We start from the raw sequence: 26723 nt of genomic DNA on the forward strand, positions 1-26723 counted from the left end.
TATTGCAAAAGTGTTCAAAATCAGTATAATTAAGGTGAAAAGACAGAAAGGGTAATGTAAATTGACCATCACAATCAAAAGACAAACAGGAAAGTACTCAAGTGGACCAATTACAATCCGCTTAAATAAAGCATATGTCGCTGATTTAGCAAATGAAAAGGAAGTCTCACTAGAAGTGACAGACGGTTCAATCATTTCCTATAATTTTTTTGATTATCCCCAAATAGTAGTTTCAGATTATTCGATAATCTCTTTTCCATTTTATAACCGCCCCCAATTAATAGTCTCTGATGGTGATAAATTACGATTAGTTACTAATTTAGTATCTACATACTATAAATTAGTTTGCTTTTTAGCTATCATCCTAATCAATGGGTTTAACAATCATCTCATTTCTAATCAGATTTTGACAAGCTTCATGATTCTTCTAGTCATTATCAGTTTTTTCATCCCAAAATATAAATTTAAAAGAATAGATTAAAACATACTAAGATTAGTGGTGAGGAAATCTCCGACGGGAGAGAGTACTTACTACTTTTTCTTTGTGATAAAGTAGAGGTGTCTTGTTAAGTCGTACTCTCTTTAGGCGCTAGACGTCGTGTATTGAAAATGAAATCACTAAAACTAGGAATCATTCAAGACAAAGAGGTAATATCATGCGAGTCGTGTTTGGAATTGATGTGAGTAAAGCAAGTTCAGAAGTGACCATTTGGCTCAATGGTAAGAAGGTTCATGGCCACACCATGCCTAACGATACGGTGGGCTTCGCTCGTTTATCCGATGACTTAAAAACTGTTCATCAGCCTGAGATTGTCTTCGAAGCAACAGGAGTCTATTCTCGTCGCCTTCAAGCCTTTCTTGAGGACAATGGCTACGCTTATACACGGTTAAATCCTCTAGAAGCTAAAAAGCAACTAGACAGCTTACGTGTCCGTAAAACAGGCAAAATTGACGCTGAAAAATTAGCTCAGTCTCAGTTTGTGCTGAATCGCAGACCGACGTATAGGCAGAAAGAAGTCTATCAAGAGTTACGTGATCTAAGCCGATTCTACCAAAATTTAACCGAGGATATCGTTCGAACTAAGAACCGTCTGCACAAAGTCTTGCAAGTCACTTTCCCAGAGTTGGAAAGCCTCTTGTCTACCCCAACGGGTGAACAATACTGGAACTTAGTGATAGCTTTTCCTTGTAAAGAAATGGTGCTAGAACTAAAGAGCGTTGAGTTGTCAAATGTCATCCGAAAGTCAACATACAAACGTATCTCTGAGAAGCGTGTCGAGTATCTGGCTGATAAATTGATAGAACTCGCTAAACAATCCTACTGTGCAGTTAAGAAAAACTCTACAATGCTTGAAGAGGTTCCTTACTATGCCCAAGAATTGCTTCGACTATCTGAACATAGACAAGTGGTTTTAGACAATATGGTAGTCCTAGCTCAGCCTTTGCCTGAATATGACATCTTACTGTCTACCCCTGGTATTGCAGAAACAACAGCGACTTCTATCATTGGTGAATTGGGAGATATTCGCCGGTTTCAGTCTGCCAACCAAATCAATGCCTTTATCGGAATTGACCTCAGACACTATGAATCTGGGAACTTTCTTGCCAAGGAATATATCACCAAACGTGGCAATCCTTATGCCAGAAAGATTCTCTTCAAGTGTATTCACAACATCGCTTCAGCTAGTCACACTAATCCTTGTCATATCGCAGACTTTTATGAGAAACGAAAAAGACAATCGCAACTAGCTTCAACTAAGCCACATACGATTGCCTCTATACATCGTCTTATTCGGACAATGTATTACCTTATAACGCACAACAAACTTTACGATTATACTTCAATCCAAAATCATTAAAGCTTTTATGCCATATTATTCTAACACCTTATTTTTAAAAAGGCTAGATAAGGTGTTTCTTTGGCGTACACTTTTTTCATGCTTACCACAGAAAGAGAGGACAATAAGCTACATTGAACTACTGTCCTCAAAATATTTTCACCTTAAAGCCTTGGTAGGCTTGACAAATGGTAGGAAAAAAACAGATTCCATCGAATCTGTCTTTTTATTAGTTAAATTGCTTTTTCATCGAGACCCATAGCACGTTGGATAGCTTTAACAATCTCAACCAGAACAACCATCAGTAATGAACCAATGACTACAACTAACCATTGTGTTGCACTTAAGTGTGATACATGGAAGAATTGATTAAATCCAGGTACAACAACCGTCACCATAAGCATGATGAAAGCTACTGGGATTGAATAGTTGAATAATTTATTTCTGAAAAGACCAACCTTAAACATTGATTGGTAAACAGACTTAACATTGTAAGCATGAACCAATTGGATCAAACCAAGTGTCACATATGCCATCGTTAAGGCATCAGCATGAACTTCTTTATAAGTAGCATGTTCTGGGAAGAATAATGCAAATGCATAGACGCCTAAAACAAGCATTGTTTGGAAAGCTCCTTGATAAAGAATGGCTTCTTTAACACCACCGTCGAAGAAACTTGATTTACGACCACGAGGTTTATGCTTCATCACTCCTGGTTCAGCTGGCTCTACACCTAAAGCAATAGCTGGAAGTGTATCAGTTACCAAGTTGATCCAAAGTAAATGAACAGGTTGTAAGACATCCCAACCAAATAATGTTGCTAAGAAGATAGTAAATACTTCTGCCATATTTGCTGAGAGTAGGTACTGAATTGTTTTTTGAATATTTGAAAATACCTTGCGGCCTTCTTCAACGGCAACAATGATTGTTGCAAAGTTGTCATCAGCAAGGACCATGTCAGAAGCTCCTTTAGAAACCTCTGTACCAGTGATTCCCATACCAATTCCGATATCAGCTGTTTTAAGTGACGGTGCATCATTTACCCCATCACCTGTCATGGCAACAACTTTACCTTCATTTTGCCAAGCTTTAACGATACGTACTTTATGCTCAGGTGAAACACGCGCATAAACTGAGTATTGTTTGAAGATTTTTTGGAACTCTTCATCAGAAATCTCATTAAGTTCCGCACCAGTGAAAACGTGATCTTCATGATCATTTTCATCAATGATGCCAAGTCGCTTAGCAATTGCCTCAGCAGTATCTTGGTGGTCACCAGTAATCATGATTGGTCGAATGCCTGCCTCTTTTGCAACCTTAACGGCTTGAGCTGCTTCTGGACGTTCTGGGTCAATCATCCCAACAAGACCTGAGAAAACTAGCTCTGACTCAACAATATTTGATTCTAAAGTTGGCACAGATTCTGTGTATTTATAAGCCATCATTAATACACGAAGCGCTTGTTTAGCAAGACTCTTATTAGTTGCAAGGATAGTTTCTTTATCTTGATCGGTGATTGGACGAATTTGCCCATTTTCTTCAATTTGTGTGACACGTTTTAATAGCTGATCTGGAGCCCCTTTGACTGCTACAAAGTATTTTCCATCAGCTTCTTTGTGGATTGTTGACATCAATTTTCTGTCAGAGTCAAATGGTAATTCGGCAACACGGGGCTCAGTCACCATGTAATCTCGAACGTCAAAACTGTGGTCTAAACCGTATTGAACCAAGGCTGTTTCTGTTGGATCACCAATTAATTTACCAGTTTGGTCGATTTTTGTATCATTTGCATAAGTCATAACACGAAGTGTGTTATTTTCAGCAGGAATTTCTTGTGCTGAATCTTGTAAGCTACCATTTGTATAAATTTGCTCAACAGTCATTTGGTTCATTGTCAATGTCCCTGTTTTATCTGATGCAATGATTTCTGTTGAACCTAATGTTTCAACTGCTGGTAATTTACGAATAATGGCATTACGTTTGGCTAACACTTGTGTACCAAGGGAAAGGACAACTGTAACTATGGCAGGTAATCCTTCTGGAATTGCTGCAACGGCTAGTGCGACTGAAGTCATCAATCCTTCAAGAGGATGTTGACCTCTCAAGAAAACACCAACTGCAAAAGTTACTGCTGCAATAACTAAAATAGCATAAGTCAAAATCTTAGATAGGTTATCTAGATTTTGTTTTAATGGTGTATCTGTTTCGTCAGCATTAGCAAGCATACCTGCGATATGTCCAACTTCAGTGTACATACCAGTATTTGTTACAAGACCTGTTCCACGTCCGTAAGTAACATTTGAGTTTTGATACCCCATATTAACACGGTCACCAATACCTGCATCAGCAGCGACAGTTGCATTCAAATCTTTTTCTACGGGAACAGATTCACCTGTTAAAGCAGCTTCTTCAATCTTAAGCGAACTTGCTTCTAAAAAGCGCATATCCGCCGGAACAACATCACCTGCTTCAAGTAAAACAATGTCTCCGGGAACCAATTCTTTAGAATCAACTTCCACAATATGCCCATTGCGTCGTACACGAGCAATGGGACTAGACATAGATTTTAAGGCTGCAATGGCTGCTTCAGCCTGTCCTTCTTGATAAACCCCAAAAGCAGCATTTAAAATAACAACTGCTAAGATAATGATGGCATCCGTTAACCCTTTTGAGCCTTCAGTGACCACTGACAAAATTGCTGCCACAATTAAGATAATAATCATTAAATCTTTAAATTGATCAATGAATTTCATCAAGAGACTACGTTTTTCACCTTCATCAAGTTCATTTCGACCATATTCTGCTAATCGTTTTTCTGCTTGATCGCTAGTTAAACCTTCTCTGCTAGAGTCTAGAATACTTAAGACAGATTCCTCCGACTCTACGTAAAAGGTGTGTTTCTTTTGTTCTTTCGACAAATTTCTTTCCTCCTTGGTCCCCTAAAAAGTATATAAAAAGACCTGTTCATTTTCTTAAACAAGTCTCGCTGTTTCAGACTGTGCCGGAAATCGAAATTCCGTAATGACGACACAAGCCACGGTAAACCGTCTGCTACTCCCTTGATATAGGAATATTATATTAAAATTTCTAGGAAAACACAAGTGAAAACACCGCAATTTTCAAAAAAACAAGCTTATTCATCAGATGATTTATCGTATCTTATTCCCGTAATTTTCATCAAATCGATCTAATTCTATTATAGATATAAACCTTTTTTACCAGATAGATTTTCTCGGATAGAAGCCTCAATTTCATTAACAAGGTCAGATGATTTCATTTTGTGTGTTTCTTTCAATTCAATCTTAGCTGTGATTAAAATATCAATTGCACTGAGATGGATTGTTTTGATATCAATAACCCGCTGAACATCTTCATGGTGAAAAACTGACTTTATCAACTGCAAATCAGCAGCACTTACTCTTTCACCAAATAGTAAGCCATAGAATTCCCTAGCTTACAGTATTGCAACTACGCAGAGCATCAGACCTATCAGTAAACCTGAGAAGGCATCATAGAAACTATTCTGAGTTAGCATCGTTAAAACAGTTCCAACAATGGCAAGAGCGAGTCCAATAACGGCACAAAAGTCCTCATCAAAAACGATTATAGTTTCATTATGGCGGCTTTCAGAAATTTAAGAATAACTGTCTTTTCCGTATTTAAATCATTTATTTCTTTAAAAGCAACTCGTAAACTGCTTCCTTCAACCATCATACCAAAGACGCAATAATACTGGCCATACTATGACTCTTTTTCGTTTCTATATTATTTCCATTCTATCTCTAGCTGATACTGAGCAAATTCTAATTGACTACTTGCTTGAAGCAATTTATAAGTGACTATAACCTTTTGATCTCTTTCATTAAGTTCAAAAGTGCTGGTATCCGTAATAAACTGTTGAATACCTACAGGCGTTGGTATAGCTATTAAAGCCTGCTTATTCTTTTTGAATTTCATGATTGATTGCGGTTGTGAAAAACGACTGATTGTCATTTCTTCAGTATTAAATTTAATAACTACTTTTTCTTCTTCGGTATTTTGATAACTGAGATAGTAATAGCGCCCTTTTTCTTGAAACTGGCTTGAATACTCTTCTTTTATTTTTTCTATCTGGTCATCATATCTGATTGTATTTTTTATTAGAATTGTCATTATAATCTTTCTTATGTATCGCAAATTTTAATCAGTCTATTTTACCAATTTCTGTGCATTTTAGCAATTTTTGATATAATAAAGCCATGAATGAAAAAGTATTTCGTGATCCTGTCCACAACTATATTCACATGAATCATCAGCTCATCTATGATTTAGTGAACTCAAGAGAGTTTCAAAGACTCAGACGTATAAAACAAGTACCGACTACAGCATTCACCTTCCATGGTGCTGAACATAGTCGCTTTTCGCATTGCCTCGGTGTTTACGAAATAGCTAGACGCGTTACTGAGATTTTTGATGACAAATATCCCGATGTTTGGGATAAAGAAGAATCACTTATAACTATGACTGCTGCCTTGCTTCATGATATTGGACATGGTGCTTATTCCCACACCTTTGAAAAATTATTTGAGACTGACCATGAAGCTATTACACAAGAAATTATTTGCAACCCTAAAACCGAAATTAATCAAATATTAGTTAAAGTTGCACCAGATTTTCCAGAAAAGATTGCGAGTGTCATCAATCACACCTACCCAAACAAACAGGTCGTTCAGCTCATTTCAAGTCAAATCGATTGCGACCGAATGGACTATCTGTTACGTGATTCTTATTTTTCTGCTGCTAATTATGGGCAATTTGACTTAATGCGAATTTTGAGAGTTATTCGACCGGTGGAAGACGGTATTGTCTTTGAAAAAAATGGCATGCATGCTGTAGAAGATTATATTGTTAGTCGCTTTCAAATGTATATGCAAGTTTATTTCCATCCTGCTAGCCGAGGTGTCGAACTCAATTTGCAAAATCTATTAAAACGTGCTAAATATTTGTTTGAAAAAGAGCCGAACTATTTTGAAAAAACGGCACCAGCCTTAATCCCATTTTTAAGTGGGCAATTTGATTTAATGGACTATCTAAAATTAGATGACGGTGTCATGAATACTTATTTCCAAAACTGGATGACGAGTTCTGATGATATTTTAGCCGATTTAGCAGGTCGCTTTATTAATCGGAAAATTTTCAAGTCAGTCACCTTTGATCAGGATTCCACTGAGGATTTAAAAAAAGTAACTGATTTAGTTGAAGCCGTTGGCTTTGATCCTGAATACTACACAGGCATCCATGTCAATTTCGACTTACCATATGATATTTATCGTCCAGAAACTAAAAATCCACGAACTCAAATCGAAATGATTCATAAAGATGGTAGCCGTTCTGAACTTTCTCAATTATCACCAATTGTAAAAACGTTAACTGGAACAACCTACGGGGACAGACGCTTCTATTTTCCTAAGGAAATGCTTAAAACGAATGATTTATTTGAACCAATAAAAGAAGAATTTAAGGCATTTATAACAAATGAACATTTTCAATTTCCAAATTAAAAGGACAAGCGTGTCCTTTTTATGATTAGTTGATTTTTAGCAGTTAAAACGTTTTCCTCAGCAGTTATAATTGTCTATATCATGACAAATCGACTCATTTTTAGTATGATAGAGGGTGGATATTTTTTATCTTTATTATTATTTGACTATTTCAAGGAGAATTCCATGTCTGTAAAACTAGTTGCTGTTGATATTGATGGCACTCTCATTACTGATGACCGTAAAATAACAAGCCAGGTTTATCAAGCTGTACAAGATGCCAAAAAAGAAGGTGTACACATTGTCATAGCTACTGGTAGACCCATCGCTGGGGTTACCCAATTATTAGAAGACTTAAATTTAAATCATCCTGGTAACTATGTTATTACTTTTAATGGTGGATTAGTACAAGATGCTGCTACTGGTGAAGAGATTGTAAAAGAAACAATGTCCTATGAAGATTACTTAGATATTGAATTCTTAAGTCGCAAACTTGATGTTCATATGCATGCCATCACAAAAGAGGGCATTTACACAGCAAACAGAAATATTGGAAAATATACTGTTCACGAAGCAACTTTAGTTAACATGCCAATATTCTACCGCACTCCTGAAGAAATGCAAAATCGTGAAATTGTTAAAATCATGATGATTGATGAACCTGAAGTCTTAGACCAAGCCATCAAAAATATTCCTGAAAGTTTTTATGACAAATACAACATTGTCAAATCAACACCATTCTATTTAGAATTGATGACCAAATCTGTAAGCAAAGGCAATGCCATTCGACACCTTGCTGATAAACTCGGACTTGACATGAATCAAACCATGGCTATTGGAGATGCCGAGAATGACCGGGCTATGTTAGAAGTTGTCGGCAACCCAGTTGTCATGGAAAACGGTGTGCCAGAATTAAAGAAAATTGCTAAATATATTACTAAATCAAATAATGAAAGCGGCGTAGCGCATGCTATACGCGAGTGGGTATTAAATTAATGTATACTTATAAAATTGGAATTTCTGAGCAAGAGCATGATCAATTCTTGCTTTCCAATAAACAATGCAATCTCTTACAAAGTTCCATCTGGGCTAGCATTAAATCAAATTGGGCTACAGAAAGAATCGGGTTTTATCAAGATAATCAATTAATTGCTACTGCTTCGCTCTTAATCAAAAATTTACCACTGAATTTTACCTTAATTTATATTCCGCGTGGGCCAATCATGGACTACACAGACTATGAATTAGTAGATTTTGTTGTATCATCACTCAAAAAATTCGGAAAAAGTAAACGCGCTATTTTTGTAAAATTTGATCCATCCCTTTTCCTCACTAGGTATCTTGTCACGAATAGTTCTGAAACAACTGATGAGGAAGACGAAGTCACTACCACACTCATTCAATTCCTCAATCAGTTAGGCGTTGAATGGGGAGGGAAAACACGAGATATCGGTCAAACAATTCAACCACGCATTCAAGCTAATATCCATGCAGAGCATGCAACTTTTCAACAACTTCCTAAAAAAACCAAGCAAGCTATTCGTACAGCTCAAAACAAAGGTATCGATCTAACAATTGGGGGAGTTGAGCTTTTGACAGATTTTGCTTCTTTAATGAAGAAAACTGAAGACCGAAAAGGGATAAATCTCAGAGGAATTGATTACTACCGCAAACTAATGGAAAGCTATCCAGATAGCTCTTATATAACAATGGCAAGTCTAAACTTGGAAAAGCGTCAGAAAGAATTAACTGAACAATTACACCAAGCAATGCTGACACAAAGTCAATTTACTGAGAAAACAAAAGCTGGAAAAGTGAACGAAATCGAAAACGCCATTAAACGCTTAACAAGTGAAATGTCATTCTTAAATGACTATCTTGAAGCTGGTGTTACAACTGCTCCATTAGCAGCAACCCTGACAATAATCTATGGCAAAACCTCTGAAAATCTCTATGCAGGCATGGATGAGAACTTCAAAAATTACCAAGCTGCACTCTTAACATGGTACGAGACAGCTCAAGAAGCTTTCAAACGGGGATGTCTGTGCCATAATTTAGGTGGTGTAGAAAACAATTTAGACGGTGGCTTGTACCACTTTAAATCAAAATTAAATCCAAGTATTGAGGAATTTGCTGGAGAATTCAATATCCCAGTTAGTCCTCTTTATGGTCCGGCAATGTTAGCTTACAACTTACGAAAACAAATTAGGAGTAAATAGTAATGTCATTAATCACCTTGACAGAAGAGCGTTTCGAACAATTCTCAGAATCCGTTAATCACCGCTTCTTTGAACAATCAACTAGTATGAAATCACTTCTTAAGCAACGTGGTTATACAACGGAATTAGTTGGTTATGAAGATAAAAACGGAACCATCCAAGTCGCTGCAGTCATCTACTGTACTACAATGTTTGGTGGCCAACATATGGAAATTCATTGCGGACCACTATACAACGACATCTCGTATTTGCCCCTTTTCTTAGAAGAATTACGAGACTATGCCAATGATAAGCACGTTATGGAGCTTGTGATTAAACCTTATAGTGTTTTCCAGACCTTTGATGACCATGGCGATCCTATTAATGAAGAAGACCATTCCCTCATTACCCTATTTGAAAAAGCCGGCTATAATTATCAAGGCTTAACAAAAGGATATGACTCTTTTGATTGGCATTACATCAAAGATTTGACCGAGATTACCGAAAAAGATTTACTGAAATCATTCAGTAAAAAAGGGAAACCATTAGTAAAAAAAGCAAAAACCTTCGGAATTAAGATTCGTCCTTTGAAGCGTGACGAATTAATATCTTTCAAGGAAATCACTTCCTCAACTTCTGATCGAAGAGATTATAACGATAAAACACTTGATTACTACGAAGCCTTATTTGATAGTTTTGGTCAACAAGCTGAATTTATAGTAGCTACTTTAAATTTCCAAGATTATTATACTAATTTAGAAAAAGACCAAGCAAAATTACAGGCTAAATTGGATAAATTAGAAAACGAGTTAGAGATTAATCCTAACTCTGAAAAGAAACAAAATCAACACAAAGAGTTTTCTAGTCAATATCAAACTTTTGAAGTTCGAAAAGATGAAGCGAAAGCGTTTATTGCAAAATATAAAGACCAAGATGTCATACTTGCTGGCTCATTATTTATTTTCACTAAACAAGAAGTTGTTTACCTCTTTAGCGGATCTTATACAGAGTTTAACAAATTCTATGCTCCTGCTATTTTGCAAGAATATGCTATGCTAGAAGGTATTAAAAGAGGAATTAATCGCTATAATCTACTGGGTATCTCAGGAAATTTTGATGGTTCTGATGGCGTATTAGGTTTCAAACAAAACTTTAATGGATTCGTTGAAAGAGCACCAGGCACTTTCACCTACTATCCTAACCCTCTAAAACACAAAGCTATTACCTTTCTTAAAACCATCTTAGGTAGAAAATAAAAGACTTCAGTCATCAGACTGAAGTCTTTTTTATTATTTCACAAAATCAAGTAAAGCCAGGAAGCTTTCTGCTTCAAGTGATGCGCCACCTACTAATGCACCATCAACATCAGGACATGCCATGTATGAAGCTACGTTTTCAGGTTTTACTGAACCACCGTATTGAACACGCACTTTATCCGCAACTGCTTGACCAAAATCTGCAGCAACAACATCGCGAACCGCTTTACACATTTTTTGTGCATCATCTTGAGTAGCTGATTTACCAGTACCAATAGCCCAAATTGGTTCGTATGCAATAACAAGAGTTGAAACTTGTTCTTCTGTTAAGCCAGCAAGTGCTTTAGAAACTTGAGCGCCTACAAAATCAACAGCTTTTCCTTCTTCATAAGTTTCAAGAGTTTCACCACAACAAATAATTGGTGTCATGTTATTAGCAAAGATTGCTTTCGCTTTTTTGTTGATATCTTGGTCTGTTTCATGGAAATATTCACGACGTTCAGAGTGACCAATAACAACATAGTTCACGCCCATTTCATTCAATACTTTAGGACTTGTTTCACCAGTATATGCACCTTCATTTTCAAAGTAGCAGTTTTGAGCAGCAACTTTTAATTCTGAATCTTTAGCAAACCATAGTAAAGCATTCAAATCAACAGCTGGAGCTGCAATTGCTGCTTCTACTAATTCTGATGATGGTAATTTTCCTACAACCGCTTCAACGAATGCTTGAGCTTCTTGTGGGTTTTTATTCATTTTCCAGTTACCGGCAATAATTGGTTTACGTGACATTTCACATACCTCTTCTTTTTTTATTTACACTTATATTTTATCATAATTCACTACCTATTAAAAGAATTTGACTGGAATTTAGGAATATTTTCACAAATAAATTTCAAAAAATTTCTGAAAACTTTCTAAAATTGTACAAAAAAGGAGCCTCTTACGAGACTCCTTACAATTACATTGTTGTCTGACAAATAATTGTTAATTTGGGAACTTAATTTTTAATTAAGCTTCGATTTCTGAAACGATACCTGAACCAACAGTACGTCCACCCTCACGGATTGAGAATGTAGTACCTTGTTCTACGGCGATTGGGTGGATCAATTCAACTTGAATTGTCACGTTATCACCAGGCATAACCATTTCTGTACCTGCCGGAAGTTCGATTGAACCTGTTACGTCAGTAGTACGGAAGTAGAATTGTGGACGGTAGTTGTTGAAGAATGGAGTATGACGTCCACCTTCTTCTTTAGAAAGGATGTATACTTCACCTTTAAATTTAGTATGTGGGTTGATTGAACCTGGTTTAGCAATAACTTGTCCACGTTCGATTTCGTCACGTTGAACACCACGAAGAAGGATACCTACGTTATCTCCTGCAAGACCTTCGTCAAGTTGTTTACGGAACATTTCAACACCAGTAACAACAGCTTTTTTAGTTTCTTCTTTGATACCAACGATTTCGATTTCGTCGTTGACACGAACAGTACCACGGTCGATACGTCCTGAAGCAACTGTACCACGACCAGTGATTGAGAATACATCTTCGACTGGAAGAAGTAATGGTTTGTCAGTGTCGCGTTCTGGTTCTGGAATATATGAGTCAACAGTAGCCATCAATTCCATGATGATATCTTCATGTGCTGAATCACCTTCAAGAGCTTTAAGAGCTGAACCTTGGATAACTGGTAGGTCATCACCTGGGAAATCGTATTCTGAAAGAAGGTCACGAATTTCCATTTCAACTAATTCAAGCAATTCTTCATCATCAACTAAGTCAACTTTGTTCATGAAGACGATAAGGTGTTTAACACCAACCTGACGTGAAAGAAGGATGTGCTCACGAGTTTGTGGCATTGGTCCATCAGTTGAAGCAACAACAAGGATAGCTCCGTCCATTTGGGCAGCACCAGTGATCATGTTTTTAACATAGTCCGCGTGTCCTGGGGCATCGATGTGGGCATAGTGACGTGATTCAGTTTCATACTCAACGTGTGCAGTGTTGATTGTGATTCCGCGTTCGCGTTCTTCTGGAGCAGCATCGATAGAAGCATAGTCTTTTGGTTGGTTAACTGAGCTTGGTAAGCGACGTGCAAGTACTGTTGTAATTGCAGCAGTTAAAGTAGTTTTACCATGGTCAACGTGTCCGATTGTACCAATGTTAACGTGGGGTTTACTACGATCGTATTTTTCTTTTGCCATTTTGGGAAAAGCCTCCAATAAAATATATTTTATAGATAGACGGTAGGCAATACAGTCTAACTTTACCTTACTATTGTAGCAAATTCTAAGGAAAATGCAAGTATTTTATGTTTAAAGCCATTTCTTTCTTTCACATCATATCTAAAATTCAAGATTTATCCATTAAATTTATTTAATTACCTATTGATATAAAATTTATTTTTCTATTTAGCTCACTGAAGCTTGACTTATCTCCTAAATAGGCCAAGTAAAAAACCTTCCTTACGGAAGATTTTATTTAAATTGATTAAGATTAATGACATTTGTACTTTTTTGTTCTTTGCTAATCGTTTTTCTGTAGGATAGCTCTGCTTCTTTCATGATTTCGTCGCGCTTTTCACTCGCATCAATATTCAATACAAAACCAATGGCAACCGATAAAACTAATAAACTATTTCCACCTTGGGAAAGAAATGGAAAAGTAACACCTGTCGAAGGGATTAAGCCTGAAATACCACCAATATTAACAAATATTTGCGTTAATATCATCCCTCCTACGCCTAATGCTATCATCGAATTAAACGGTTTTTTAGCTTTAATTCCTACATTTAAAATTCTTAAAATCAGGAAGAAGACTAGTGCAAGAATTAAACCTGCACCAATTAATCCTAATTCTTCAATGACAATAGAAAAAACAAAGTCTGTTTGTGCTTCAGGTAAATAGCCACGCTTTTCAATAGAATTCCCGAGTCCCATACCAAACCAGCCACCATTACTCATTGCGTAGTATGAATGCGCTAACTGGTGTCCTGAGCCTTTTAAATCTTGAAATGGATTAAAAAATGCACTAAAACGTTTAGCAACATAACCAAAAACTGGAATTGCCGCTACTCTGTTTACCCCAATTACAGAAATACTACCTAAAAAGAGCACTGAGAACGTTGTAATGAGAGTTAAGATTGCGGAAAACCACTTATAGCCAATTCCACTAATTGAAATCATCATAATCGAAGTTAAAACAATAATCGCAGCATTTCCTAAGTCAGGTTGTGCAGCAACCAATAGGATTAAAATTAATGAATAGACACGCCAGTCTTTTAAATCACTAACTTGGTGAGGTAGCCATTTGCCTCTGGTTAATGCTTGATAATCATAAACAGCAATTTCTTCTTGGCGCCTTGAAAAAGTTGATGCCAGATACCAAACCATAATAATTTTTAAATACTCTGCTGGTTGAAAACTGACTGGCCCCACGATAATCCATCCATGAGCGCCATTGACTTCTTTTGTAAAAAATCGAGAAATCAATAACAAGGCCACTTCAATAAGCATGACTAAGGTAAGTACTTTAGAATTATTTAAAAAATTCAATTTTAATTTATAAATGAACCAAATGGCTATTAATGAAATAATCCAAAATATCCCTTGGTTTAAAACCGAGTGAAACGAATTTGCATTGTATTGAATGAGAGTTGCACTTGTAGAAGAGTAGACCACAATCAGTCCTATAACTGAAAGGATTATGTAAGGTACCAAAATAGAGTAATTTAACAAGTGCTTTTTATCGATTTTCATAGTTTCCCCTATATATCTGATAATCTTTTAGCATTATATCATCTTTCTAGTTCAAAAAAAAGAGAAAAAGGACCAAGCAAAACTGTCTTTAATCGTCAGTCTATACTTAGTTCCTATTTCATAGAATCACTAACTATTGTAACAGATATGATTTCTGCTACTTAAAGGCAGATCAACCCGAATTACGAAGTCCAGTTGCAATACCATTAATTGTCGTATGGATCAGTTTTTCATAATCCTCATCCAATTGATTGTGACGGAGTCGTTTAATTAATTCAATTTGAATGTAATTTAGGACATTAAAATATGGGAGACGGAAATCTAAACTATGTTTTAAAGAGGGATTATCTTCTAATAACTCTGAATGTTGCTCAATAGATAAGATAATATTTTTAGTCAACTGCCATTCATCAAGAATAGCATGGAAGACATCTCTCACTTCTTCTTTTTCTGCGAGTTGTGCATATTGAAAGGCAATATTCATATTTGATTTAGATAAGACCATATCAACATTAGATAATAAGGAGTGGAAAAATGGCCAGTTATCATACATATCCTGAAGTTTAGCCAAATTTCCATCAGCTTGATCAATAAAGTGTTTAAAAGCAGAACCTACGCCGTACCACCCTGGGAACATAATCCGGTTTTGAGACCAAGAGAAAACCCAAGGAATAGCACGTAAACCTGTGATTTCAGTAATTGTTTTACGTGCAGCAGGACGAGAACCAATATTTAAACTTGATACTTCTTTGATAGGACTTGCTTCAAAGAAATAATCGTAAAAATGAGGATTTTCAAATACCAGTTGACGATATATATGATTACTATAATCAACGATACCATCCATCGTCGCCCGGTAATCTGTAATATCTGCAGGATTAGTAATCATTTTTGTTACCATTCGATTAATGGACGCAGAAATAAGCATTTCTAGATTATAATAGGCGACGTCCTTATTGCCGTATTTATTCTCTATAATTTCCCCTTGTTCTGTTAAACGAATACGGTCTTTAATAGAACCAAACGGTTGAGAAGTAATGGCATCATATGAAGGGCCACCACCTCGACCAACTGTCCCACCACGTCCATGGAAAAATGTGATTTTTATCCCATGTTCGTCACCAATTTGCGTCAATTCATTTTGAGCTTTATACAATGTCCAGCCGGATGATAGGTAGCCCCCATCTTTATTACTATCAGAATAACCAAGCATAATTTCTTGATAGTCATCTTTAGAGGCTATCCAGTTTTTAACAATTGGATAAGCCAAGAAAGCCTTCATGATAGTGTTAGAATTATCTAAGTCCTCAATCGTCTCAAACAATGGAACAATCTGTATCCGAGCAGAATCTTGATCAATCAATCCTACTTCTTTTAGCATAATAGCTAATTCAAACATATCTGAAACACTTTCAGTATGTGAGATAATATGCTGCTTGATAACTTCCTCACCTAGAGTATCTTTCAAATAGCGAGCCGTTTGATAGATAGCTAATTCTTTTTTGAGTAACTCCGATTTTTCAGAATTCGTCGAAGATAAGGTTCTTGGATCTTCTGTCAATTGTTTATGCAATAACTGACATTTGTCATCTTCTGTCAAGTCACTGTAATTGTGACAAATATTAGCTGATTTCAATAATTCAGCCACACAAGCCTCTTGAATACTAGAGTCCTGACGCATGTCAATACTTGCTAAGTAGAAGCCAAAGATATCAACAGCCTGAATTAACTCTTCTAAGTCTCCACTAACTAAATTACCATCTCCATTGGCTACCAATGATGATTCAATTTGCAATAAGTCTAATTTAAATTCATTAGCTGACTGATAAATTGGAACTCGGTTTTCTTTAATATCGTCAGATAAGTTATTAAGTCGTGATTGTAGATAGTCCGCTATCAGTGAGGCATTGGTATTATCACTTCCTTCAAGAGGATTTTTATATCGCTCAAATGGTTGATTTTCTCCATTACTCGTCAAACTAAGGAGGGTCTGAATCATCCGAGACTGGATATAATGAAAAGCTTTCCGATATGGTTCATTTTCTCTATAAATTGATTTATCATTGGATAAATCAGCTAATTCTTCCACTTGACGACTGGTTTTAGTCAAGGTTGAAGATAAAGAGAAACTCCTATAAAGGTTTGTTAATTTTTCAATATAATAGTTTAAAATAACTTCACTTTGGAGCAAAGCTGATAATTTTAAAGTTTCAGCAGTTACAAAAGGATTGCCATCACGGTCGCCACCAATCCACATCCCCATTGTGATAGGTTTAGGATTAGATAAGTCGAAACCTTTTTCTTTAGCTATTTGTTTGTACTTATTAGTTAAGGATGTGATTGCCTCGATAAGTGAAGAATTATAATATTGCATGACATTTGTGATTTCATTTTTTACTTTTAGTTTCTTTTCACGGATAATGTCAGTTTCCATAATGATTTCAATGTAACGGCGTAAATCACTCAGCCATTTTTCCTTGTTAACTACACCATTTTTTACATCCCGGTACTTTCTTAGCAAATCATGGATTTTATTTGTTAATTCAAGGACCGTTTTACGCTGAACTTGTGTTGGGTGAGCAGTTAAAACTGGAACAACATTGACATGTTCAAGAATATCTTGAGCTTTATCATGCTCTGCTACTTCAGCAATTGTCTGAGATAATTTACCAAGATAATCGCTATCCGTATTATTTTGAAAGTTGATTTCGTAGGCCAAATCAACGTCTTCGGAGATATTGATGAGAAGAGGTAAAATGGTAAAATAGCGCGAGATAACAACCATGTCATCATTGCTTAATTGTCCGATTACTTTCTCAAGTAAGACATAATCTTGTTTTTCAGAAATGCTTAGAATATCTTCTATTTTTGAAAAAGCCTCATCTCCAATCATTTGACGGGTGATTGATTCCAAAATCTCTTTTAGAATATTAACTTCTTCAGCAATAATTTCGTGGTTATTACTACTTTCTAACTTTTTTATAGCCAATCTTAGTCACTCCTTTTCTACATACCTTCCCTTTTTATCATACCATTTTTTCTAAAAAAAGTAAGAACATTTCAAAATAATGTCTGTTTTTTACAAATTTATTCTCTCTATTTTCAAAAATCGTTTGTTCTAATACCTATATCATATGCGTCTTATTTTTGTTATACTAATATTACAAGTAATCAAAGGAGACTTACATGGAATTAAAAGAACGTAGCCAATTTCCAGAAAATGAACTCTGGGATTTATCAGCACTCTACAAAGACAAACAAGACTTTCTCTTAGCTATCGAGAAAGCTTTAGGTGATGTTGTTCAATTTAAAAAAGACTTTGATGGACATCTGAATACCTATGAGGATTTTGACAGAGCTTTAATGGAGATTGAGCAAATCTATATCCAAATGAGTCATATTTCAACTTACTCTTTCATGCCACAAACAACTGATTTTTCAAATGAAGAATTTGCTCAGATTGCACAATCGGGTGAAGATTTTATGACCAAAGCCAGCGTTGAACTTAGTTTTTTTGAAACAGCACTTGCTAATGCTAGTGACGACATTCTAAATCAATTAGAATCAAATAGCTACTATAGTGCAACGATTCGTCAAGCAAAAGTTCAAAAGAAATTTCTTTTAAACCCAAATGTTGAGAAAGCTTTAGCTAACTTGCGCGAAGTGCTTAATGCGCCATACGATATTTATACAAAAATGCGTGCCGGTGACTTTGAAATGGATGATTTTGAAGTAGATGGTAAAAGCTACAAAAATTCTTTTGTTACTTATGAAAACTTTTATCAAAATCATGAGAATCACGACGTTCGTGCCAAGGCTTTCGACTCGTTTTCAAAAGGATTGGCAAAACATCAAAATGCAGCGGCAGCAGCCTATCTTGCTAAAGTAAAATCTGAAAAGTTAATTGCCGATATGCGTGGTTATGACTCCGTTTTTGACTACTTATTAGCTGAGCAAGAAGTTGATCGTTCCATGTTTGATCGTCAAATTGATTTAATCATGTCCGATTTTGGACCTGTTGCTCAAAAATTCGTTAAACATGTTGCTGAGGTCAATGGTCTTGAAAAAATGACATTTGCCGATTGGAAGTTAGATATTGACAATGAACTCAATCCTCAGGTATCAATTGATGATGCTTACGACTTAGTGATGAAATCTGTTGCTCCATTAGGTCCTGAGTACACTCAAGAAGTTGCTCGCTATCAAAGTGAACGATGGGTTGATTTTGCAGCAAATGCTAACAAAGATTCTGGTGGGTATGCAGCTGATCCCTATAAAGTTCACCCGTATGTATTAATGAGTTGGACAGGTCGTATGTCAGACGTCTACACCCTCATTCACGAAATTGGTCATTCTGGACAATTTATTTTCTCTGACAACCACCAAAGCTATTTTAATACACATATGTCAACCTACTACGTTGAAGCACCTTCTACATTTAACGAACTATTATTAAGTGATTATTTAGAACATGCTTTTGAAGACCCTCGCCAAAAACGCTTCGCCTTAGCCCATAGACTCACTGACACCTACTTCCACAACTTCATCACCCATTTACTTGAAGCAGCCTTCCAAAGAAAAGTTTATACCGTGATTGAAAATGGAGGCACTTTCGGTGCTGAACAATTAAATACAATGATGAAAGATGTTTTAATTGAATTCTGGGGAGATGCTATTGAAATTGATGACAATGCTGCCCTAACTTGGATGCGTCAAGCACACTACTATATGGGCTTATATAGCTATACTTACTCAGCAGGTTTGGTCATTTCAACGGCTGGCTATTTGAACCTAAAACATAATGAAAAAGGTGCACAAGAATGGCTAACTTTATTGAAGTCAGGTGGTAGCTTAACACCTTTAGAGACAGCACGTTTGATACATGCTGATATTTCAACAGATAAACCACTTCGCGATACTATTCAATTCCTAAGCGAGACTGTTGATCAAGTGATTGCATATAGTGCAAAACTATAAAATAAAAGGATGACTGTGTCATCCCTTTTATTTTATTTTTTCTTGATAAAATTCAACTCTGTCCCCTTCATGCGCTTTTATTTTATCAGCCGCTTTAGGTGCCATTTTTTTATTGATTTTGAAGAACCAATACGTTTTGTTTTTGGTATCTTGCTCAAATCCATCTATTGACGTAATAAAACCAGATTGTTCTTTCACTTTGTAGTTAGCTTTTAAGACATCCATAATAGTATCCCCCTTCTTAAAACTAACCTTCTCACTAATCGTATCTGTGTCCTCTTTAACAATTAGTGTTAAGTAATGGCTATCTGAGCTTTCTTTTTTGGAATTGCTTTGCTGACTACAAGCAACTAAAAATAAGGAAAAAGTAAACAATAAAAGTGTTTTAACTGTTCTTTTCATAAAATAATCTCCTAAAAATGGTAATGATAACTAGATAAAATAGAAATGAAGAAATAGCATGTGCAATATCAAAGGGTATACCTAATAAAATATAAGACCAATAAGGCATACTATACAGATAAGCAAAACAAGAATCAATCAACACCCCATACAGTAAGGCTAAAAATGCAACTACTCCTGCTTGAATTAACAGGCCTTGTTTATGCCATTTCCTAATAAACGGGTATAAAATAGAACGCCAAATTGTTAATAACAACATATAGATAGTTATTTGCCAAAATACCCATGGCCCAAAACCAAGTAAAAACGATGTTAAGAATAGCGTCGTAAACATAACTAAGTAAGCTTCATAAAGTCCAAAAAAAATAGAAAAGACAAAAAATAAAGCTGTTATCGGTTGGATATTTGGCAATTGACCAAAGGCCATTCGTAAAACAAATGCGAGCGCTGAGAAAATTGCAATTCTGGTAACTTGTTTGCTTGACATCTTAATTTCCTTCTAGCAGTTTTACTCTATTATGACAGAAATTCGAAATCTTGACTAGTCAAAAAAAATAAACAAGTCATCGGATGTAAGAAAAAAATTAAGCAAAAATTACAAATATAATCTCATTTCCTCTTTCCTATAGTTTCAATGTATACCATCTTATGGTTTGTTATAGTTTTAGACTAAATAAATTCATTTTATTAGACTCTTTAAAGGTTGTCATAGTAGTAATCGAAGAAAGATTTATGCTGATTTGATTATAAAGTAAGATAATATAAGAATCCAGTTAGGAAATTTTGATTTTTTTTTATCTTTAGGGTACAATATGACTAATGAGAAGAAGAATAAAGCCTATAGTTGTACTAGTCTTCTTTATCTTTTTTGCATTTCTTTTAATTATTGGAAAAAATCATTCAGACAAGACGAAAGAAAAGGAATTAAGTATTGCAAAATCAACTATTCCAATAGTTACTAGCAAAACAGATAAAAAAAACAAGAGTACAACTGATAATGAAGAATTTATCTTGAATCCCATTGTAGATGTGTCTGGTTGGCAATTGCCAAATGAAATTGATTACGATACCTTATCAAAAAATATATCTGGAGCCATTGTACGTGTTTTTGGAGGATCACAAATTACTTCTAAAAACAATGCTGCCTATACAACAGGTATAGACAAATCATTTAAAACACATATCAAAGAATTCAAGAAACGCAATGTCCCTGTCGCAGTTTACAGCTATGCTTTAGGTGCAAGCACAAAAGAAATGCGTGCTGAAGCTAGAGCATTCTATAAAAATGCTTCACCCTACAATCCTACTTACTATTGGATTGATGTTGAGGAAGTTACCATGAAAGATATGAATAAAGGCGTCCAAGCATTCCGTGACGAATTAAAAAAATTAGGCGCTGAAAATGTTGGTCTCTATATCGGTACTTATTTCATGGCTGAACAAGAAATTTCTACAAAAGGTTTTGATGCTGTCTGGATCCCTACTTATGGTAGTGACTCGGGATATTATGAAGCTGCCCCTAACACAAAGCTTGACTATGATTTACATCAGTATACCTCTCAGGGTTACTTACCTGGTTTTAATAACGCACTTGATTTAAATCAAATTGCTGTTACCAAAGATACAAAAAGTACCTACAAAAAATTATTCGGAAAATAATGACGACCTCTAGGTCTATAAATGAAGTCAAAAAATAGTTGCCTTCATTTTTTATTACCCTAATAGCTTTTTTATAGGCACTTTATTCCTTGCCTAACAATCTTCCTCCTATTACTTTTCAAGCCCCTTATCTTGACAAGGATAAGGCTTACATACTATAATAATTAAAAATAATAAAATTTCACAAAGGAGTGCTTTGGCTGAGATCGTTTCGACGAAATCCTAAAGACCTGATCTTGTTAGTACAAGCGTAGGGATTGTGACCATGATAATATCATACTATCAGGGCTCTTTTTGTGAACAAAAGGAGTTTTTTATGTCAAAAAATACTAATGTTCGCTACCTAGTTGAAGCTGCTATTTTTGCAGCACTTGCCATGTCCTTATCATTTATTCCAGACTTTTTTAGTTGGTTTAGCCCTTCATATGGTGCCATTCCTTTAATTTTATTTTCACTTCGTCGTGGATTAAAATATGGTCTACTTGCTGGATTAATTTGGGGCTTACTTCACTTTGCCCTTGGTAAAGTTTACTATCTAAGTCTTAGCCAAGTATTTATTGAATATATCATTGCTTTTATATCAATGGGGTTAGCTGGGCTTTTCTCAAATCATTTAAAAATGCAAATTAATTCTAATAATAAAGTGTCAGCATTGACAATTGCCTCTTTAGCAACAGTATTGGCCGCTTTTGTTCGGTATTTTTGGCACTTCGTCGCTGGTGTCATCTTCTGGGGGTCTTATGCCCCTAAAGGGACTTCTGCTGTTTGGTATTCCTTCACTGTTAATGGGACAGCAGGCTTATTAACAGCAATCATTGTGCTCATTACTATTATTATTTTAATCCCTACTCAAGGCCGATTCTTTGCACCAAAAGATTAGTTCCTAACGGCAATTATAAAAAAATGGTATAATAGTTTATTATACCGTTTTTTATTTGGTGTTAAGGAAGGTTATATGGCAAAGAAGGTAAAACTCAAAAAAACCTTAGTTGAACAAATTCTTGATAAGGCAAAAATTCAATATACAAGCTTAGCAATTAATGCATTGAAAGGTGACTTACCAGACGGGATTGTTAAGGCGGATATCTATAAGACGTTGGCTTTAACTGGTGATAAAACTGGACCTATAATTGGTATTTTGTCACTTACAGATCATTTATCTGAAAAAAAACTGGCTAAGATATCTGGAAACAAAAAAGTCTCTATGATTCCACAAAAAGACTTGCAAAAAACAACGGGTTATAGACATGGTGCAAATAATCCAGTTGGCATCCATCAAAAACAGTCTTTTCCTATTTTTTTTGACTTGTCAGCTCTTGAAAAAGGTTCCATAATTGTATCTGCTGGTGAACTAGGTCGTTCTATTCAAATAAATAGTCAAGAATTGGCTGATTTCGTTAATGGTCAATTTGTTGATATTAAGGAGTCATTATGAAATTAATCGGAAATATAGTTTGGTTTGTCTGCTCAGGCTTTTGGGCATGGTTTGCTTGGAGCTTTGTTGGACTTGCCTTTTCACTCACCATTGTTGGCATTCCAATCGGCTTACAGTGCTTTAAAATAGCTAATTTTGGACTATTTCCATTTGGAAAAGAGATTGAAATTGGTCAGTCTGGAACCAGTATCTTTTTGAATCTAATCTGGATCATTTGTTGTGGATGGCAACTTGCAACGATTCATCTCACTTCTGCTCTCTTTTTATGTATTAGCATCGTTGGCATACCGTTTGCTTTCCAATCTTTGAAATTAGCTAAGTTAAGCCTCTTTCCTTTTGGAGTAAAAATCATATGAGACAAAGGAGTTTGTAAGACCTTATGAAGTTATATTTTGTCAGACATGGAAAAACTGAGTGGAATTTAGAAGGACGATTCCAAGGTGCCTCTGGAGATTCACCGCTCTTAGAAGAATCACACGAAGACATTAGAGCCTTAAGTCACAAATTATCGACAGTTGATTTTGATGCCGTTTTTTCAAGTGATTTAAATCGGGCAAAAAAGACAACTGAATTATTATTAGAAAATACTAGCCATGATTGCCCCATTACCTATACTAAAGCTCTTCGAGAATGGCAATTAGGTAAATTAGAAGGAGCAAAGATAGCTACAATGAGAGCGATCTACCCTGGACAAATGGACGCTTTTAACAATAACTTAGCCAAATTTAATGCAACGCAATTTGAGGCAGAATCCATTTACCAAACAACTCAACGAGTTAAAAATTTGATAAAAAGTTTTGAGGATACAGATTATCGCCACGTCTTAATCGTTGGTCATGGTGCTAATTTAACAGCATCCATTCGTTCACTTCTTGGATTTGAGCCAGCATTATTACGCGCTCAAGGGGGATTGGATAATGCCAGTTTAACCATTCTTGAAACGGATGACTTTCTAAACTTTCAATGCCTCGTTTGGAACGAAAAGGCATACTACGATAATACCTTGCATTAAAAAGAGTCTATCCCAGACTCTTTTTATTTGACATATTTCATTCGTAATATTTTTTCTTGCTGTTTGTTTAATCTGAGTAAAATAACAACCTTATCAATACTCATATTACTTTCTAATAATCGTTCTGCAGCCATCATCAAACCATTGTTCAACCCTAATTGCAAAATTGGATTCTTCTTATCGTTAACGTCAAAGATAAATTTATTATCAGGCAAGTCAAATAAAACTTTTACTGCCCCAAACAATTGTTCAAAGTTGTCAATAGCAACATCAAAAACAGGCTTGGTTCCAGCTTTTAATTTTCTTCCCCTATGATTAAACCACATGGAATGCCATCCCCCATTAAATGCTCCCATAATATCATTATCATAGGAATCACCAACATATAAGGTTGTTGAAGGATTCATGTCAAATTGCTCGGCTGCCAAATTAAAAATTTCTTTTTCCGGTTTTTGAAAACCTGTTGCCTGACTAACAATAACACGTTTTTGATCCACATAATCATATAAGCCAAGTTTTTTAACTTTTTTTAATTGATGTTCAGTTGGTCCATTGGTAATAATTCCCATTGGAACACCTTTAGATTTTAGAAAGTCTAAAGTCATTCGCATCTCATCAAGCATAGTAATGTTTTCTAGCTCATTTTCATAAACTTCTTGAAAGTGTTCGCCTTCATTTTGAGTGATTTCTTTATATCCAAATTCAAGTAAAGTTTCCTTACAACGCCAAAATCTAAAGAATTCTGTTGTCCATTCGCCTGCCATAACTCTTGGAAAACCAATATCAGAATAATGACGAAAACGGATATAAGCTTGGTTCATTACAGATATATCAAAATCTGGGAAACATTTTTCCATAGCTTTTCGGTACGGGGCTTGTTGGTCATAGATTGTATCATCAACGTCAAAAACAATTGCTGTAATCATAAGTCTCTTTTCTCTTTTACGAATAATCTATTGCTCATTATACTATTTTTGTAACGTATATTCAAATAATCGTTAAAAAAAAGACTAGCCACTCAGTCTATTTTTATAGCGAAAGTGTGTGTATTCTAGAAGCTTTTGTGTTACAATAGGAAGGAAAACTTACTTGGAGGAAACCATGTCTAACGAACACATCGAAGAATTAAATGATCAACAGATTGTCCGTCGTGAAAAAATGACGGCCTTGGCTGAACAAGGAATTGATCCATTCGGTAAGCGTTTCGAACGCACTGCCAATTCAGCACAATTAAAAGAAAAATATGCTGACAAAACTAAAGAAGAATTACATGATTTAAATGAAACTGCTACAGTTGCGGGACGCCTTATGACCAAACGTGGAAAAGGTAAAGTCGGATTTGCCCATTTACAAGACCGTGAAGGTCAAATCCAACTTTATGTTCGTAAGGATGCAGTTGGTGAAGAAAACTATGATATCTTTAAAAAAGCCGATTTAGGTGATTTTATTGGAGTTGAAGGTGAAGTCATGCGAACTGATATGGGTGAGTTGTCTATTAAAGCAACAAAATTAACTCATTTATCTAAATCACTCCGTCCTCTACCTGAAAAGTTCCACGGTTTAACGGATATTGAAACGATTTATCGTAAACGTCACTTAGATTTAATTTCCAATCGTGAAAGTTTTGACCGTTTTGTAACCCGTTCAAAAATGATTTCAGAAATTCGTCGTTATTTAGATGGTATGGATTTCTTGGAAGTTGAAACACCTGTACTGCACAATGAAGCTGGTGGTGCTGCTGCTCGTCCATTTATCACTCACCACAATGCCCAAAACATCGATATGGTTCTTCGTATTGCTACAGAATTACACTTGAAACGCTTAATTGTAGGTGGTATGGAACGCGTTTATGAAATTGGTCGTATCTTCCGTAATGAAGGTATGGATGCAACTCATAACCCTGAGTTCACTTCAATTGAAGTCTATCAAGCCTATGCTGATTACCAAGATATCATGAACTTGACTGAAGGTATTATCCAACATGCAGCTAAAGCTGTTAAAGGGGATGGACCAATTGATTATCAAGGAAATGAAATCTTAATCAATCAACCTTTCAAACGTGTTCATATGGTTGATGCCATTAAAGAAGTTACTGGGATTGATTTTTGGCCTGAAATGTCTGTTGAAGATGCAATTGCCCTTGCCAAAGAAAAACATGTTCCACTTGAAAAACACTTTACAAGTGTAGGACATATTATCAATGCCTTCTTTGAGGAATTCGTCGAAGAAACACTAATTCAACCTACTTTTGTCTTTGGACATCCAGTCGAAGTCTCTCCATTAGCTAAGAAAAACCCTGAGGATGACCGTTTTACAGACCGCTTTGAGTTATTCATCATGACTAAAGAGTATGCTAATGCATTCACGGAGTTGAATGATCCAATTGATCAACTGTCTCGTTTCGAAGCGCAAGCTCAAGCTAAAGAACTTGGTGATGTTGAAGCAACTGGTATTGACTACGACTTTGTTGAAGCACTTGAATATGGTATGCCACCAACTGGTGGTCTTGGAATTGGTATCGATAGATTGTGTATGTTGTTAACTAACACTACTACTATTCGCGATGTTCTACTATTCCCAACAATGAAATAAAAATGGAGCTAGTCGATTAAGGCTAGCTTTTTACGATGGCTTGATTATTCTAAATGATTAGTATATATTGGTA

Annotated in this window: 23 protein-coding genes and 1 riboswitch; of the genes, 13 read left to right on the forward strand and 10 right to left on the reverse strand. The window is 35.7% G+C overall.

What is annotated here, in order from left to right; translation table 11 throughout:
• Positions 1-61 precede the first annotated feature (61 nt).
• Together ACVRZD_RS01605 and ACVRZD_RS01610 are read left to right on the forward strand one after the other, a co-directional pair.
• Positions 62-481, forward strand: coding sequence for a hypothetical protein (locus ACVRZD_RS01605; RefSeq protein WP_037627322.1), 420 nt, complete (start codon positions 62-64; stop codon positions 479-481).
• Positions 482-656: 175 nt separating this feature from the next.
• On the forward strand, positions 657-1859 hold the full coding sequence (locus ACVRZD_RS01610; protein WP_447450202.1) for an IS110 family RNA-guided transposase: 1203 nt from the start codon (positions 657-659) through the stop codon (positions 1857-1859).
• A gap of 212 nt (positions 1860-2071) precedes the next feature.
• Here ACVRZD_RS01610 and ACVRZD_RS01615 read toward each other — a convergent pair whose 3' ends face one another.
• The 3 genes from ACVRZD_RS01615 to ACVRZD_RS01625 form a co-directional block, all read right to left on the reverse strand.
• Positions 2072-4756, reverse strand: coding sequence for a cation-translocating P-type ATPase (locus ACVRZD_RS01615; protein ID WP_037624987.1), 2685 nt, complete (start codon positions 4754-4756; stop codon positions 2072-2074).
• 278 nt (positions 4757-5034) lie between these two features.
• Positions 5035-5235 carry a hypothetical protein gene (locus ACVRZD_RS01620; RefSeq protein WP_230588930.1) on the reverse strand — a complete coding sequence of 67 codons (201 nt, stop codon included), beginning with the start codon at positions 5233-5235 and terminating at the stop codon, positions 5035-5037.
• Positions 5236-5603: 368 nt separating this feature from the next.
• Positions 5604-5990: a YwiB family protein gene (locus ACVRZD_RS01625; protein WP_037624989.1), complete on the reverse strand. Its 387-nt coding sequence runs from the start codon at positions 5988-5990 to the stop codon at positions 5604-5606.
• A gap of 86 nt (positions 5991-6076) precedes the next feature.
• On the opposite strand from ACVRZD_RS01625, the gene ACVRZD_RS01630 reads away from it, so the two are divergent.
• The 4 genes from ACVRZD_RS01630 (at position 6077) to ACVRZD_RS01645 (ending at position 10811) form a co-directional block, all read left to right on the forward strand.
• Positions 6077-7378 (forward strand): HD domain-containing protein, encoded by a 1302-nt coding sequence (locus ACVRZD_RS01630; protein ID WP_037624992.1) that lies wholly within the window; start codon positions 6077-6079, stop codon positions 7376-7378.
• 165 nt (positions 7379-7543) lie between these two features.
• Positions 7544-8353 carry a sugar-phosphatase gene (gene yidA, locus ACVRZD_RS01635; protein WP_447450203.1) on the forward strand — a complete coding sequence of 270 codons (810 nt, stop codon included), beginning with the start codon at positions 7544-7546 and terminating at the stop codon, positions 8351-8353.
• Complete coding sequence (locus ACVRZD_RS01640) at positions 8353-9576, forward strand: aminoacyltransferase (protein WP_037625171.1); 1224 nt, start codon at positions 8353-8355, stop codon at positions 9574-9576. The genes yidA and ACVRZD_RS01640 overlap by 1 nt, the downstream gene beginning before the upstream one ends.
• A 2-nt stretch (positions 9577-9578) precedes the next feature.
• Positions 9579-10811 (forward strand): aminoacyltransferase, encoded by a 1233-nt coding sequence (locus ACVRZD_RS01645; RefSeq protein ID WP_037624994.1) that lies wholly within the window; start codon positions 9579-9581, stop codon positions 10809-10811.
• Positions 10812-10844: 33 nt separating this feature from the next.
• Here the strand turns inward: ACVRZD_RS01645 and tpiA are convergent, their stop codons facing one another.
• From tpiA to ppc, 4 genes are all read right to left on the reverse strand, one after another.
• Positions 10845-11603: a triose-phosphate isomerase gene (gene tpiA / locus ACVRZD_RS01650; protein ID WP_037624996.1), complete on the reverse strand. Its 759-nt coding sequence runs from the start codon at positions 11601-11603 to the stop codon at positions 10845-10847.
• A gap of 219 nt (positions 11604-11822) precedes the next feature.
• Entirely contained in the window at positions 11823-13019 is a 1197-nt protein-coding gene (gene tuf / locus ACVRZD_RS01655; protein WP_037624997.1) for an elongation factor Tu, read from the reverse strand.
• A 273-nt stretch (positions 13020-13292) separates the two neighbouring features.
• Positions 13293-14573: a cell division peptidoglycan polymerase FtsW gene (gene ftsW, locus ACVRZD_RS01660; RefSeq protein ID WP_037624999.1), complete on the reverse strand. Its 1281-nt coding sequence runs from the start codon at positions 14571-14573 to the stop codon at positions 13293-13295.
• A gap of 172 nt (positions 14574-14745) precedes the next feature.
• Complete coding sequence (gene ppc, locus ACVRZD_RS01665; RefSeq protein ID WP_037625002.1) at positions 14746-17562, reverse strand: phosphoenolpyruvate carboxylase; 2817 nt, start codon at positions 17560-17562, stop codon at positions 14746-14748.
• A gap of 197 nt (positions 17563-17759) precedes the next feature.
• Here ppc and pepF point away from each other — a divergent pair, with 197 nt between their 5' ends.
• Entirely contained in the window at positions 17760-19550 is a 1791-nt protein-coding gene (pepF, locus tag ACVRZD_RS01670; protein WP_037625004.1) for an oligoendopeptidase F, read from the forward strand.
• A gap of 27 nt (positions 19551-19577) precedes the next feature.
• Here the strand turns inward: pepF and ACVRZD_RS01675 are convergent, their stop codons facing one another.
• A complete protein-coding gene (locus ACVRZD_RS01675; RefSeq protein ID WP_037625006.1) occupies positions 19578-19952 on the reverse strand; it encodes a DUF4430 domain-containing protein in 375 nt (124 codons plus the stop codon).
• Positions 19936-20439 (reverse strand): ECF transporter S component, encoded by a 504-nt coding sequence (locus tag ACVRZD_RS01680; RefSeq protein ID WP_037625008.1) that lies wholly within the window; start codon positions 20437-20439, stop codon positions 19936-19938. Before ACVRZD_RS01680 ends, ACVRZD_RS01675 begins: the two co-directional genes overlap by 17 nt.
• Before the next feature lie 332 nt (positions 20440-20771).
• Between ACVRZD_RS01680 and ACVRZD_RS01685 the strand changes: the two genes are divergently transcribed.
• The 5 genes from ACVRZD_RS01685 to ACVRZD_RS01705 all read left to right on the forward strand — a co-directional run bounded on the left by ACVRZD_RS01685 (position 20772) and on the right by ACVRZD_RS01705 (position 24058).
• The gene (locus ACVRZD_RS01685; RefSeq protein ID WP_037625010.1) at positions 20772-21611 is read left to right on the forward strand and encodes a glycoside hydrolase family 25 protein; all 840 of its coding nucleotides are present in this window, start codon (positions 20772-20774) and stop codon (positions 21609-21611) included.
• A gap of 177 nt (positions 21612-21788) precedes the next feature.
• Positions 21789-21885: riboswitch (TPP riboswitch) on the forward strand.
• Positions 21886-21927: 42 nt separating this feature from the next.
• Positions 21928-22491 (forward strand): energy-coupled thiamine transporter ThiT, encoded by a 564-nt coding sequence (gene thiT, locus ACVRZD_RS01690; RefSeq protein WP_447450204.1) that lies wholly within the window; start codon positions 21928-21930, stop codon positions 22489-22491.
• A gap of 75 nt (positions 22492-22566) precedes the next feature.
• Positions 22567-23046 carry an aminoacyl-tRNA deacylase gene (locus ACVRZD_RS01695; protein WP_037625012.1) on the forward strand — a complete coding sequence of 160 codons (480 nt, stop codon included), beginning with the start codon at positions 22567-22569 and terminating at the stop codon, positions 23044-23046.
• Positions 23043-23402 (forward strand): YccF domain-containing protein, encoded by a 360-nt coding sequence (locus ACVRZD_RS01700; RefSeq protein ID WP_037625014.1) that lies wholly within the window; start codon positions 23043-23045, stop codon positions 23400-23402. Before ACVRZD_RS01695 ends, ACVRZD_RS01700 begins: the two co-directional genes overlap by 4 nt.
• Before the next feature lie 23 nt (positions 23403-23425).
• Positions 23426-24058 (forward strand): histidine phosphatase family protein, encoded by a 633-nt coding sequence (locus tag ACVRZD_RS01705; RefSeq protein WP_037625016.1) that lies wholly within the window; start codon positions 23426-23428, stop codon positions 24056-24058.
• Between the two features lie 23 nt (positions 24059-24081).
• Here ACVRZD_RS01705 and ACVRZD_RS01710 read toward each other — a convergent pair whose 3' ends face one another.
• Positions 24082-24984, reverse strand: coding sequence for an HAD family hydrolase (locus ACVRZD_RS01710; protein ID WP_037625017.1), 903 nt, complete (start codon positions 24982-24984; stop codon positions 24082-24084).
• A gap of 175 nt (positions 24985-25159) precedes the next feature.
• On the opposite strand from ACVRZD_RS01710, the gene lysS reads away from it, so the two are divergent.
• On the forward strand, positions 25160-26650 hold the full coding sequence (lysS, locus tag ACVRZD_RS01715; RefSeq protein WP_037625173.1) for a lysine--tRNA ligase: 1491 nt from the start codon (positions 25160-25162) through the stop codon (positions 26648-26650).
• Positions 26651-26723 lie beyond the last annotated feature (73 nt).

The organism is Streptococcus hongkongensis, from assembly GCF_053206145.1.

What these genes read in the sequence shown, in the direction of transcription:
- ACVRZD_RS01610 (WP_447450202.1), top strand. Translation starts at nt 657, where the DNA reads ATGCGAGTCGTGTTTGGAATTGATGTGAGTAAAGCAAGTTCAGAAGTG.
- ACVRZD_RS01625 (WP_037624989.1), bottom strand. Translation starts at nt 5,990, where the DNA reads ATGACAATTCTAATAAAAAATACAATCAGATATGATGACCAGATAGAA.
- ACVRZD_RS01630 (WP_037624992.1), top strand. Translation starts at nt 6,077, where the DNA reads ATGAATGAAAAAGTATTTCGTGATCCTGTCCACAACTATATTCACATG.
- yidA (WP_447450203.1), top strand. Translation starts at nt 7,544, where the DNA reads ATGTCTGTAAAACTAGTTGCTGTTGATATTGATGGCACTCTCATTACT.
- ACVRZD_RS01640 (WP_037625171.1), top strand. Translation starts at nt 8,353, where the DNA reads ATGTATACTTATAAAATTGGAATTTCTGAGCAAGAGCATGATCAATTC.
- ACVRZD_RS01645 (WP_037624994.1), top strand. Translation starts at nt 9,579, where the DNA reads ATGTCATTAATCACCTTGACAGAAGAGCGTTTCGAACAATTCTCAGAA.
- tpiA (WP_037624996.1), bottom strand. Translation starts at nt 11,603, where the DNA reads ATGTCACGTAAACCAATTATTGCCGGTAACTGGAAAATGAATAAAAAC.
- tuf (WP_037624997.1), bottom strand. Translation starts at nt 13,019, where the DNA reads ATGGCAAAAGAAAAATACGATCGTAGTAAACCCCACGTTAACATTGGT.
- ftsW (WP_037624999.1), bottom strand. Translation starts at nt 14,573, where the DNA reads ATGAAAATCGATAAAAAGCACTTGTTAAATTACTCTATTTTGGTACCT.
- pepF (WP_037625004.1), top strand. Translation starts at nt 17,760, where the DNA reads ATGGAATTAAAAGAACGTAGCCAATTTCCAGAAAATGAACTCTGGGAT.
- ACVRZD_RS01675 (WP_037625006.1), bottom strand. Translation starts at nt 19,952, where the DNA reads ATGAAAAGAACAGTTAAAACACTTTTATTGTTTACTTTTTCCTTATTT.
- ACVRZD_RS01680 (WP_037625008.1), bottom strand. Translation starts at nt 20,439, where the DNA reads ATGTCAAGCAAACAAGTTACCAGAATTGCAATTTTCTCAGCGCTCGCA.
- ACVRZD_RS01685 (WP_037625010.1), top strand. Translation starts at nt 20,772, where the DNA reads ATGAGAAGAAGAATAAAGCCTATAGTTGTACTAGTCTTCTTTATCTTT.
- thiT (WP_447450204.1), top strand. Translation starts at nt 21,928, where the DNA reads ATGTCAAAAAATACTAATGTTCGCTACCTAGTTGAAGCTGCTATTTTT.
- ACVRZD_RS01695 (WP_037625012.1), top strand. Translation starts at nt 22,567, where the DNA reads ATGGCAAAGAAGGTAAAACTCAAAAAAACCTTAGTTGAACAAATTCTT.
- ACVRZD_RS01700 (WP_037625014.1), top strand. Translation starts at nt 23,043, where the DNA reads ATGAAATTAATCGGAAATATAGTTTGGTTTGTCTGCTCAGGCTTTTGG.
- ACVRZD_RS01705 (WP_037625016.1), top strand. Translation starts at nt 23,426, where the DNA reads ATGAAGTTATATTTTGTCAGACATGGAAAAACTGAGTGGAATTTAGAA.
- ACVRZD_RS01710 (WP_037625017.1), bottom strand. Translation starts at nt 24,984, where the DNA reads ATGATTACAGCAATTGTTTTTGACGTTGATGATACAATCTATGACCAA.
- lysS (WP_037625173.1), top strand. Translation starts at nt 25,160, where the DNA reads ATGTCTAACGAACACATCGAAGAATTAAATGATCAACAGATTGTCCGT.